The following is a 12,245-nucleotide window of genomic DNA, read 5'->3' as shown; positions in this document are numbered from 1 at the left end:
AGAGGGCGTTTTGGGTATAGTGTTATGGAAATTCAGCATCGGCAAAAAAAAGTTTGAAAAAAGACTTGCCAAATTTTATATTTAGTCTTAAGATATTTAATTGTAAGCGTTCCTCAGTAGCTCAGTGGTAGAGCGATCGACTGTTAATCGATTGGTCGCTGGTTCGAATCCAGCCTGGGGAGTTTAATTAAATAATTTCAAAAGGTATGAAGCATAGAGAACAAGTAACCTAGCTTCAGACTTTTTGCTGCTCTTGTGATGAGCTTTGGTTTATATTACTCTAGAAACGTTGAATTTTAGGTTCTGACACTAGAGCTAAACTCTCATAGAGCAATGCCTTGAATTCCTTGTCTGCTTCAGTAGGATAGGGAGTTTCCCATATTTCGACCAAGTATTGTTCCGCAGAGGATAGCAAAAAACCACATAGCTTTTGGTCAACAAACAATAGGTCAAAGTTTTCAGCGATGCGAAGTCTAAGTCTTTCACCAGCAACTATGAGAGATGCTTCGCTCAGACAGATGAGAATTCCGGTATTTGGATCAAAGCAGCGAACGTCAGTCGGATAAAGGTGAAATTCTTGTGCTGTCAAGAGGTGAAGCTGTCCAATTTGTGGTTCCTGATTTTGCCACAACAGAGACACCTTATCTGAGGGTAGATTTATCTCAGGGACCCTAAACCAAACACTTTGGAGTAACAGGTCTTTCTGGCTAAATCGTATTCCCTCAGATCCAGATCCCATACAGTCAAAACTCCCAAATGGTTGCAGAATTTGCCGTTCGTATTCCTCCATAGAGTTGAAAGATCCGACAACTACGGCAAGACGATCAAGCATCCATCGACGAGGGCTAATCTGGAGATGCGATCGCTTTATAACTTCAGCGCAAACAGAATCTAAAAGTTTGACAATCAAATTCACTCACTATTATGGCCAAATTTTAACTGCTGGAGGGTTAATCAATAGGTTACAGCGCTTCCGGCTATTATGCAATACAGATTTATCCTGTGTCCCTCTCCTATCATAGCTTTCAGTTTTGGGGATGTACCTCATAGCTGCCGGAAGTGCTGTAAAGCCACTAGCCTCATGCCAGATTTTTCTCCATATATATTGGATAACCTCTCGCACTTCCTCATCGTCCCAAGGGTATTCACTTTCTGCCAGATATCCTGTGTCAATGCCAGGATCAGCCAGAATTTTTTCAAAGCAAAGCTTGAGAGCATCAAGGTCATTTCGATAAATAGCGCTACGTTTGATATCTTCCACATACTCATCGTATGCAGAAAGATTATCTGCTGGTACACCGTTTTTTATAATCCACAAGTTGGTCACTTTAGTAAGGTAAAACCGAACCATGCTCTCGCTTATCTCCATTTCATCTTCATAGTAATTTCACCTTAAGGAATCACGTCATCAGCAATATCTGTGTATGTATTTTTCACAAAGTCAAAGTCTCTAGCCCAAGGAAGCGAGATTTTTGATCAATCTTTCAAAAAAGGCTAACTGCTCGTTAAATTGTTCAATCTCAAGTAAATATATTAGTTCTTTATCACCTAACAACTTATCTGTTGGTAAGACATAATTCCTGGGAGGTATTTGTCCATCATGTTGACGTTGGCATAAACCAAGTTATTGATGCCAGCAAAGCTGAGTCTATCACCTTCAACATCAATACTGGTTTTATAGCGAATTTCTCCATCACGAAAGTCTAGTTCAAAGTCACCGATAATCATGTCATAATTTGCTATGGTAATAAATTCTGCGATCGCTTGCCGTTGAGATTCTGGCACTGTCACCGGACAAACTGAGTAAAAGACGAATTGCTGCTGTTGTTCTCTGGCTTTAGCAGAGCAATTCCATCTCCCATTTTTCCCTTGATAAGTTATGTATAATATTGGTTCTTCTGCAAACTGACTGAATAGCCAACCGGATTTTTTAAAGAAGTTAACTATAGTCGCAAAAATAGTTTCCTTCGTGGTAACTTCATCTGTTGTTTCAAATATATCGTCAGCTAGATTTTCTAGAGCATTATTTACTTCCTCCACTGCTTCAGTAATCATTGTTTGAGCTATTTCAGAAATATTTTCAGCTAATTCTTCAAAAGAATGGGTCATTGATTCTAAAGTTTGAGCGATATCTTTAGAAAAAGTTTCTGAGGAATTGCTATGATTCCAATCTTTAGCAAAATCGTTCATTGCCTGAGCAATTTTTTCGCTAGAGATACCTTCTTGATTGATTATAGAAGGTTGCAAATATAGCCATAAAGTACGATAGCCTGTTTCGCCTGTTACTTGTTTCTGTTTAACTTCCAAGCCATTCCAACTATAAGTAGAAAGTAGGGGATTTTCAGGTTGTTCTTGACTCAGTTTTTGCAAGTAGGCTGCTGCTTGATTTACATCTGTGGCATATTCTGCTAATTTGGGTAGTAAATTAGGGTCTAGGCTGGTTTCGATTTGGATGTCGATTGAGGGGTCAAATGCTCCAGATGAAAAGGGACTACGGATTTCGTGTTTGAGGTTGAATAAGACTTGCTTATCAATAATTTTATATATTTCTGGGGTAACGCAGAAGGTGAGACGACACTCGTTGAGAGTGTTATTTTGAGTAATTAAACATAGAGAGACTGTGTGGACAGTTAGGAGCAAGTCTGAACTTTCACTTAATGTCAGATCACCATTAAAATTAGTGTGTTCAGTTTGATTACTCATCTTGGTAAGAGAAGTCGCAGAAAAAGTTTTTAGTCAAGATCATCTTCACTTTGATGATAGGTACAAGAGACAGCACAATCATCACACCAAAATCCATAAAGGATGGTATTAAATCCCAATTTACCAAAGGGAGCCATTTCACTACCAATAATGATGAATTGTCAAGAATTTCGGTTCTCTTAGTGAAGAGGAGTATAAACATTCCTTCCAAAGTATACCTCAATCATCACAATGTTCTTCAGAAATTATTTTTCCATCAGGGGTACGTTCCCGAATTATGCTGATTTCTCCAGAAGCGTCATACTCATATTCTATTGTTCCGTAAGGGTTTCGTTCCGCATTCATCCGAACTTCCATTGTGATGTCACCTTGAAAATTAAAATGTTGTTCGGAAATTCCTTGAAATTGACCACTACTGTTACAGAAAAAAATATTGCAGATTTTATTCCCATCAATTTCTCTATATGATGAGACAATTTCAAGAGGACATTCTTTGTAATGAGATAAGTGTGCTTTTAACAAATCGTCATCTGGCCATTCACGGTTATAATAAATTACTCTGTCAACTTTACCATGTCCTATCAACTCAGCAAAGTCAGGGGTTTTATCAACAAAATGACAAGCCACATACCAACTTCTTTCTAACGCTTCTGAGTATGATATTTTTTCTTCTTCGTTGAAGACTTGAGATTCAAAATACTTGATATTAGTCATAGTAGTAGGTTGGGTTGTTCGCGTCAGCGTTGCGGAGCAATGGAACGAAAACCAACATTAATTAGCTACTCAAAATCAAATTAATTGTTGGGTTTCACTTTGTTCAACCCAACCTACATACTACTGCAATCTGCTGTATATCGCCTAGAGAAATTGGCTACATATATCTATATCTACGTCTGATTTCGACTTACTGTAGATCCAGTAGATTCTTCATATACAGAGAAGCGTTCATTTCCATTCATTATAATAACAGTATCAGTAGGTACACTAAATTCTTTAAGAACTTCTCTAATAGAGTTTAAAAAATCATAGGCTGTGCCTTCATATATTTCTATATCTATGTTAGAGCCAGATACACCAGAACCTCCCCCAGTAACTTCTCCCTTGTCTTCTAAAACATCTTCTAATTCATCTTCTATTGCGCTTCTACCCACATTTAGTGTGGAGTAAAAGTTAATAATAATGTATTGCTCGTTTTCAATATTTTGATGTGTCATAATAAATTCCTGTTACTCTTTTGCTAGCTGCTCAATAAAATTATCCATTTTAAGGATAGACTTATCGCGTCGCGATTTCCTACTCATATCTAAAGCATCTTGTGCATTTGTAAGTGGTGCTTGTAATTGTTCATATGCTTTTTTGTAAAATTCTTCTGCTCCATCACCGGCTGATTTACTACTATGAGTAGCTATTATCTCAGGCTTTAAATCAGGAGAATAATGGTCATGCCCTCTACTAATTCTCTTAGCAAGAGCTTGCTTTGGTGTTCCGGCATAACTAGCTTTACCCACGTATATAACATTATCACCATCCTTGAAAACATATGTGATATAGCTTTTACCATCAGGAGCAGATGGTATATCTAAGTTCAAATTTTTACCAGGTTGGACATCAAACAGACTGAGAAGGTCTTTCTTTCCTGCTTTAGCGTTTGCTTCAATAGTTTTCTTCAGTGAGTCAGGGAGTTCATTCCCTGGAGAAATTACTTTTCCTGTACCGGCGGCAGTTGAAACCTCATCTCCGAATCTTGCCTCTTTGGGAATTTCATCAATATGTATAACTTCCCCAGTCGCTAATAGCACCCAAGGATTAATCTCCCCTTCCAGTCTAAACCGCCGATTTTCAACCCGAATGCGGAACTTCTTAAACCGCATCCGCTCCAATAGCCCTGCGCCAAGTTCCTTCAACCGCTTGAACCCCTTCCCAAGAGCCGTCCCCGCAATTCCCTTAAATAAAACCTTCCCTTTCTCAATAATAAATTTCGTACCCTTGGCGACTAAATTCATTGCACCCTTAGCAAGTTTCACACCACCCTTCGCCGCAGCTTTCGCACCCTTGAGGGCTACATCTCCAGCCTTAAAGGTCAAGTAAGAAACAAGCTCAATTGCTCCCGCAGCCAATCCTTTCGCTAAACTCTTACCACCACCGGGAATATCACCTGCCCAACCTTTGGCGAGATAATCACGGATATGACCACCAATGTTGGCAGCTGTCACCCCAGCAAACAGAGGCCCGACAACACTCATAATTGCTGGTAAAGCTGCGGTAATTGCCCCACCAGTAGCGACATTCAGGGCGATAAAACCACCTATAGCTGCTGTTGTTCCCACTAACACAGTGGGCCAGTTATTCGACCACCACTGAGAAATCCCTGTTTTCATCAAGTTCCAGCGAACTTCTGCCCGTTGTTTGGGTGAGAGTCCATCATCAGGATTTTTCTGTTCCTGAACTTCTCCTTCCTGAACTTCTCCTTCCTTACCCCCTGTAGCTTCGGACATTATCGCTTCCATTGTCCGGCTGGCATCATTGGAAGCACCAAGTTCTACCTCACCTTCACCCTTTGTCTGCTGCATTAATTCCGCCATTAGCTCTGGGGAAAGTTGCATATTATTCTCTACCGCATCAACTCCCACATTGTCTTGAGTCCAAGGAGCTTGGGGCCATTCTGCATTTGTTCCACCTTCACCCATAGCGTTACCGTTGGCTCCTGGTGCTGCTATACCAGCCTGAGCTAATTCTGCGGGAGATAGTGGTTCATCCAAGTTCCCACCCAGCAATTCTTCCAAACCTGCGGTTTCAAACTGGGGAGGGGCTGCTGCGGCGGCTTCTACTAAGTTGGTCAAGTTCTTGATTAATTCCCCAAATTCACCGCGAATAATCATCCCAATCACGGTGAAAATGCCGTTGTAGATGTCTTGAACAAGTTTTAGCAACGAATCTAAGGTATTCGCCAAGAAATCTAAAACCGCAGCCACGCCTTTCTTCAACAAGTCTGCGGCAGTATTTACCGCTTGCACCGCAGCGTTCACCGCTTGGTCAATTTTGCTGGTAATTCTCTTGGCTATTTCTGGGAAGGCAGCAAAAACAAGATTAACTATCCCTTTGAGAATCTCTCCATAAGCTTGAATTAAGGTAGTAATTGCCTTTTGTGCCAGTTCAATGGCAGCTATTGCTAATTTCTTCGCTGCCTCAAAGATAAATTTAATACCTTCGCGTAACTTATCGTAAATAAAGTTAACTGCTTGTTTAATTCCATCCACAAATGCTGCTGCTTTATCAGCTACCCAGCCTAAGAATCCACCAGATTCTTTTTGACCACTATCTTTTTTCTGTTGGGCTTCAGTTTCTGCGGCTTGTTTCTTTTGCTCTGCTTCTTTTTCCGCATCAGCTAGATGTTGAGCAGCTTCGGCATCAGCTTTGAGTTTTTCGGCATCAATCTTGCTCTTTTGGTCAGTGGTGGCTTTACCTGCTTTCTCTTGATAGTCTTTATCTGCATTGTCTAACTCTGTTTGCCACTCTAATTTTGCTTCTGTGACTTGAGATTGGGCTTGCTGTTGTGATTCTAATTGTTGTTGGCTGGTATCTTGATTGAGCTTGGCTATTTCAGCGTCTGCATCTGTTCGAGATTTAGCACTATCTTGGTCAAATTTATTTTTACCAACAGTGTATTTTTCCTGTTCTGCACCGATACGTTGTTGTAACCTGAAGACACTCGATGCTGTGTGAGGGGTTTGTATTTCTGATGGTGGGGATGAATTTTGATTTTTCTGCGGTGGGACTACAAAAGAGCGTGGTTTGAATTGATTTTCTTGAGACTCTGTTGGAACTGCGGGATTCCACGAGGAACTATTTTTTTGCACTCTTTCGTAGACCATATTTTGCCCCGCTTTTGACCTAAAGTTAGGAAATATTTTTGCCGCGCCGCATTGTAACTCAGTATATCTTTATTGTTATTGTTTGTCTTTTTATCTGATATGGCAAAGTGCTGAGTGCTGTAAAGCCCTGCGGGCATGGCTGCGCTTAAAGCGGTAGCGGGGCGTTTAGCCCGTGCTGAGTGCTGAGTAGAAACCAAGTTAGCTCAAGGCTTTCCGCAATTAACAATGTCCTAACGTGTATGCGTAGTGTTAGATAAAGTAAAAAAACTTAATTTGAAATTTGAGAAAAAAAATCCCCTAGTATGAATACCAGGGGTAAAAGTTTCTAATTAAATAACTAAGTTGAAATACTAGCCAGCATTAGCTAAGAGTAATTCTCGCTTTTCTGAGCCATGTATTGTTACCTGATTGTCATCATCAACATCCACGGTGGCTGTAACTCCATCGGTGACTTCACCAGATAGCATGGCTTCAGCTAGAGGATCTTCTAACAAGCGCATAATGGCTCGGCGTAACGGTCTAGCACCGTAACTGGGGTTATAGCCTTCTTCCACTACACGCTCTTTAAAGCGTTCTGTAACTTCTAAAGTGATGCCTTTTTCAGTCAAGCGATTAGCAAGTTCGCGGAGCATAATATCAGCAATTTGCTTGACTTCATCTTTAGCAAGTTGGGTGAAGACGATAATATCATCCAAGCGGTTGAGAAATTCCGGACGGAAGTAAGCTTTGAGTTCTTCATTTACTAAGGTACGAATGCGGTTATAGCTGGCATCGGCCGCAGTCTCAAAGTCAAAGCCTAAACCACCACCACCTTTTTCAATTACCTTAGAACCAATATTGGAAGTCAGAATAATCAGTGTATTCTTGAAGTCCACTTTCCGACCTTTTGCGTCGGTGAGGTGTCCATCATCCAAAAGTTGCAGCAGCATATTAAATACATCAGGATGCGCTTTTTCGATTTCGTCGAAGAGAATCACTGAGTATGGTTTGCGGCGCACGGCTTCTGTCAGTTGTCCGCCATCATCGTATCCTACGTAACCAGGAGGTGAACCAATCAACTTGGAAACGGTATGTCCTTCCATGTACTCGGACATATCTAGGCGAATCATCGCTTCTTCGCTACTAAAGAAGTAAGATGCTAAGGATTTGGCTAATTCTGTCTTACCAACTCCGGTAGGTCCAGAGAAAATAAAACTAGCAATGGGACGATTGGGATTTTTTAACCCGACTCTAGCTCGACGGATGGCACGAGATACGGCTGTAACAGCTTGTTCTTGCCCAATTAACCGTTCGTGGAGTGTGTCTTCTAGGTGTAGCAGCAACTCTGACTCAGATTCTGTGAGTTTGTTGACTGGTACGCCTGTCCAAGAGGCGACGATTTGAGCAATGTCTTCCTCATTGACAACGAGTGACTTGACAAAATCCTCAGCTTGTGGTTCAAACTGCATATCGGCTTCGAGTTTGATTTCCTCGCCGCGCAGTTCTCCAGCTTTGCCAAAGTTCTGAGTTCTCACAGCTTCCTCTTTGGCTTTAGTCACACCGACTAATTGCTTTTTGAGTTCTTTATCAATAGAAACGCGAGAGTTCCGCAACCGCACACGAGAACCAGCTTCATCAATCAAGTCAATTGCTTTATCTGGTAAAAAGCGATCGCTAATATAACGATCTGACAATTCGGCGGCTGCTAAAATTGCTTCATCAGAAATATGTACTTTGTGGTGCTGCTCATAAGCTCCGCGCAAGCCGTAGAGAATTTCTACAGTTTCTTCAATTGAGGGTTCCCCAATTAAAACTGATTGGAAACGACGCTCTAAAGCCGCATCACGCTCAATATGCTGACGATACTCATTCAGAGTGGTTGCACCAATACACTGGAGTTCACCCCGTGCTAAGGCAGGTTTGAGGATATTTGCTGCATCTAAACCGCCTTCTGTACCACCAGCACCAACTAAGGTGTGAACTTCGTCAATTACCAAAATAATATTGCCAGCAGAACGAACTTCTTCGACAATTTTTTTCAGGCGTTCTTCAAAGTCACCACGAAAACGGGTTCCAGACACTACCATGCCCATATCAAGACTGATAACTTGCTTATCTAGCAAGATTTCCGGTGCATCTTGATTGACAATACGTTGGGCTAGTCCTTCGGCGATCGCAGTTTTACCAACTCCTGGTTCACCGATTAATATGGGATTATTCTTTGTCCGGCGACCGAGAATTTGGATAGTACGCTCAATTTCTTTTGCCCGACCAACTACAGGGTCAAGCTTGCCTTCTTGGGCTAATTTAGTCAGGTTTCTGCCAAATTCCTCTAAAGTCACGCTTTGGCTGCGCTTAGAACTGCTACCTGTACTAGCGAAAACAGTTCCACCTTCACCCAAACGACGGATGACGTTTGTGCGGACATTTTTGAGGTCAACCCCTAGATTTTGTAGGACTTTGGCGGCGACACCTTCACCCGCCTCGGTTAATCCTAAGAGTAGGTGTTCCGTGTTGATGTAGTTATTTCCCAGACTATTAGCTTCTCGGAACGATTGCTCGAATAAGCTTTTCACCTTGGGGGTAAAAGGAATTTCTGGTGGAACAAAACCAGAACCTCTACCGATAATTTTTTCTACTTCGCGGCGTGCTTCCTTGAGAGTAACGCCCAATTCGGCCAGCACTTTAGCAGCAACCCCAGTCCCTTCTCCGATTAGTCCCAGGAGAATTTGTTCAGTCCCTACGAAATTGTGTCCCAGGCGACGTGCTTCCTCCTGGGCTAACATAATTACTTTAATGGCTTCGGAAGTGAAGTGTTCAAACATAATGGGTTCTTGCTCCCTTGCTGCTTTGGGCTTTGGGTGAGCTATATATTCACCCGCATTTAAACTTTTTTGTATTTTCTTAAAGATAATGTATCTTTATTTAAAGTTTCATGGCAGTGGTGAGAGCCGTATGGGTGAGGTGTGGTTGCCGTCATGATTCATAATGACTGGATAGAAAGACTATTAAATCTGGACTGGGGATGAATTAATAATCCAACTATAGGTATAAATCATGTCTGAATTACACGGAAACAAGGATCAACAACATCCTCTCTACAACCGCGATCGCCCCTCCATTAACATTTTACTCGCTCAAGAGGCAACGGACTACAATTTAGCCGAATTAGCGAGATTAAAAATTCGTTATCAAGGCTTTCCAGGGGCTAGAGACATCCAAAAAGATTTGGATCAAGTCTTGCAGAAGTGGGGTTTGACGGAAGCTGAACTTTTTGAGAAAACTCGCCAGATGCACGATATCGGGGGAATTTATCAAAGTCGCGGCAAAAAAGAAGAGGAAGATTGGAATTAGTCATTAGTCATTGTTCATTGGGGCGAAGAATTTTCCGCCTCGTCTCCCTCATGCTTATTCATCAATTTTTCGCTCTTCTCCATATTTCCGCAGCTGCTTTAAGAGGTTTTCTGGGGATGAGTCAGGAATTGCTGGATTAATAATTGGTTGGGGATTGAGTTCAAAAATATCAGCAGCAGGTATGGATTTGATATTCAGCGCCTGTTGCTTTGGCGTGAGGTTGGGAAGCTCAATTTTTGGTGTGCTAACAGGAGGCTGCTTAACTACTGTTTTATTTACAGGAGGCTGCTGAATAGGAGGTTGGCTAACAGCTATTTTCAGTGAGTCTAAAGTAGCAGCTACCTTGACATCTTGCTGCATCTGTTCTGTAGAAGACACCAAGCCACTTAAACCATTGACCAATTGCAAAAGATTTTGTCGGAAAGCTGGATCACCTGTCAATTCGTCTAAATCAGAGGTAATTTTTTGGGTATTTTCAAAAGTTACCCTGGCTGAATCTAAGGTTTGCTGCATTAGCACTAGATTCTGAGGGTCATTTAAAGCTTTAGACGCGTCGCGTAAATTGGCTGAAGCTTGGGCTGCATTTGCTGACAGGCTTTCTAAATTGTTGAGTAATTCGCCTTGAGTTAGTCTATCAAAGGCAGGTGATAGGCTGCTGACTGTCACCCGGAGTTGGTTGCTAGTTTCGGTAATATTGTTCAAAGCACCAACTAAAGAACTCCGATTGCTGGTGACGAGTTCATCTAGGTTACTCAATAACCGACTAGCTTGATTGGCTGTGGAACTAAATTCACTGGCCGTCGCCCCTAATTGGTCTACTGTTTTAGTGGCGGATGTAGTCAGTTTATTTGTGGATTGTTGGACTGAATTAGCCGTGGCGGAAAATGTGCCTAGTTGTTGTTGAAAGCTTTTGCTCAAACCTTGAAAATCCTGAGTGAGGGATGCAACCCCAGTGGCCGCTGCTGTTGAGCTTTCTAGAAGTCGATTCAGTGTTTGGTAAAATTGCGGGTCACTGTATGTACTGGCTAAATTGGTTGAAGAGCGAATCAGTTCATCAATGCTGATGCCAATTTGACCTGATAACCGAGAACCATGACAAATTATCAGGCTATCATCACAATTATTATCTAAGGGTTTAGCGATCGCCTCCCCAATCGGTATAGATTTTTTGGGTGTAATGTCGATAATACTTTCACTAATTAATCCACTCTGATTAGCTTCAATTACCACATCACTGGAAATCATCAAGTCAGCTGGGAAAATTTCAATTTCCACTTCTATGGCATTTGACCCTGCTTGAAGTCTAGAAATATTGCCTACTTTCACACCCCGATAACGAACTGGTGCGCCTCTTTGCATACCACCAGCGTTAGTAAATTCTACTAGAAATTTGTACGAATTGCTACCTGTGGTAAATCTATTTAACCAGAGGACAATCATCACAAATGCGCCCAAACCCAGGAGGATGAGCAACCCCACTGAGCCTTCTCTTAATGTGCGCTTAGACGCAAAGCTGTTTGATATGATATCTCGCATATTATTTCTCCATCGACCTAGCCAGCTACCTGAATTGGACCCTTCACACTGCCACTAATAAATTGTCTAATCAAGGGGTCTTCTGTGCTATCTATGTCACTAACTCTACCTTGCCACTGCACTTTACCTTGATAAAGAAACACTAGTCTATCAGTAGTGCGCCTAATCGTACTATCTTGGTGCGTAACAATGGCATAAGTGCTGCACACTCCTTGTGTCAATTGTAATTCCCGAATTAAATCTTCTATGACTGTGGAAGCAATGGGGTCAAGTCCGGCTGTGGGTTCATCGTATAGTAAAACTTCTGGCCCTTCTGTGAGATTATCAGGATTAGAGATAATTGCTCTGGCAAAACTTACCCGTTTTCGCATTCCCCCAGATAGTTCAGATGGGTACAGATGGCTGATTCCGGTCAAACCCACCATTTCTAATTTTTCTTTAACTATTTGTTGAATACGCGATCGCGGTATCTTGGAATGTTGATACAGTAAAAAACCCACATTTTCATCTACAGTCAACGAATCAAATAACGCCGCCTGTTGAAACACCATCCCAATGCCAATAGGATCAGCACTGTCCTCAATTAACCCATCTCGTCGTACCCCTTGCACATAAATTTCTCCGCTATCGGGAGCCATTAATCCGGCAATAATTCTTAAAACCGTTGATTTACCAGTTCCTGAAGGCCCAATAATTCCTACTGCTTCCCCCCGGTAAATCGTCAAATCCACATTATCTAAAACTTTATTACTACCAAAGGACTTAGAAATGCCTTTTAGTTCAATTAATGGTTCATTCATT

10 protein-coding genes and 1 tRNA gene are annotated in these 12,245 nt (G+C 41.7%); 2 read left to right on the top strand and 9 right to left on the bottom strand.

Annotated features, from left to right (window positions below):
- The first annotated feature begins 110 nt into the window (after positions 1-110).
- Positions 111-182: transfer RNA gene (locus tag ACM0OW_RS08375), tRNA-Asn, on the top strand.
- A 98-nt stretch (positions 183-280) separates the two neighbouring features.
- Here the strand turns inward: ACM0OW_RS08375 and ACM0OW_RS08370 are convergent.
- The 7 genes from ACM0OW_RS08370 to ACM0OW_RS08340 form a co-directional block, all read right to left on the bottom strand.
- Positions 281-910 carry a hypothetical protein gene (locus ACM0OW_RS08370; RefSeq protein WP_414549578.1) on the bottom strand — a complete coding sequence of 210 codons (630 nt, stop codon included), beginning with the start codon at positions 908-910 and terminating at the stop codon, positions 281-283.
- Between the two features lie 12 nt (positions 911-922).
- Positions 923-1,327, bottom strand: coding sequence for a hypothetical protein (locus ACM0OW_RS08365; RefSeq protein WP_414549577.1), 405 nt, complete (start codon positions 1,325-1,327; stop codon positions 923-925).
- A gap of 221 nt (positions 1,328-1,548) precedes the next feature.
- Positions 1,549-2,703: a YbjN domain-containing protein gene (locus tag ACM0OW_RS08360; RefSeq protein ID WP_414549576.1), complete on the bottom strand. Its 1,155-nt coding sequence runs from the start codon at positions 2,701-2,703 to the stop codon at positions 1,549-1,551.
- A 219-nt stretch (positions 2,704-2,922) separates the two neighbouring features.
- Positions 2,923-3,417: a hypothetical protein gene (locus ACM0OW_RS08355; protein WP_414549575.1), complete on the bottom strand. Its 495-nt coding sequence runs from the start codon at positions 3,415-3,417 to the stop codon at positions 2,923-2,925.
- Positions 3,418-3,590: 173 nt separating this feature from the next.
- A complete protein-coding gene (locus ACM0OW_RS08350; protein ID WP_414549574.1) occupies positions 3,591-3,917 on the bottom strand; it encodes a hypothetical protein in 327 nt (108 codons plus the stop codon).
- Positions 3,918-3,929: 12 nt separating this feature from the next.
- Positions 3,930-6,575, bottom strand: coding sequence for a hypothetical protein (locus ACM0OW_RS08345; protein ID WP_414549573.1), 2,646 nt, complete (start codon positions 6,573-6,575; stop codon positions 3,930-3,932).
- A 350-nt stretch (positions 6,576-6,925) separates the two neighbouring features.
- The gene (locus ACM0OW_RS08340) at positions 6,926-9,379 is read right to left on the bottom strand and encodes an ATP-dependent Clp protease ATP-binding subunit (protein WP_414549572.1); all 2,454 of its coding nucleotides are present in this window, start codon (positions 9,377-9,379) and stop codon (positions 6,926-6,928) included.
- A gap of 232 nt (positions 9,380-9,611) precedes the next feature.
- Between ACM0OW_RS08340 and ACM0OW_RS08335 the strand changes: the two genes are divergently transcribed.
- Entirely contained in the window at positions 9,612-9,908 is a 297-nt protein-coding gene (locus ACM0OW_RS08335) for a DUF3288 family protein (RefSeq protein WP_414549571.1), read from the top strand.
- A gap of 54 nt (positions 9,909-9,962) precedes the next feature.
- On the opposite strand, the gene ACM0OW_RS08330 is transcribed toward ACM0OW_RS08335, so the two are convergent.
- Positions 9,963-11,444, bottom strand: a complete 1,482-nt coding sequence (locus ACM0OW_RS08330; RefSeq protein ID WP_414549570.1) for an MlaD family protein — start codon at positions 11,442-11,444, stop codon at positions 9,963-9,965.
- 17 nt (positions 11,445-11,461) lie between these two features.
- Positions 11,462-12,244, bottom strand: a complete 783-nt coding sequence (locus ACM0OW_RS08325) for an ABC transporter ATP-binding protein (protein WP_414549569.1) — start codon at positions 12,242-12,244, stop codon at positions 11,462-11,464.
- Between the last annotated feature and the right edge of the window lies 1 nt (position 12,245).

This window comes from Anabaena sp. CCY 0017, from assembly GCF_963920885.1.
Taxonomy (GTDB): Bacteria; Cyanobacteriota; Cyanobacteriia; order Cyanobacteriales; family Nostocaceae; genus Nodularia.
The sequence above is the reverse complement of the archived record's forward strand: the minus strand, read 5'-3'. Positions and strand labels throughout refer to the sequence as shown.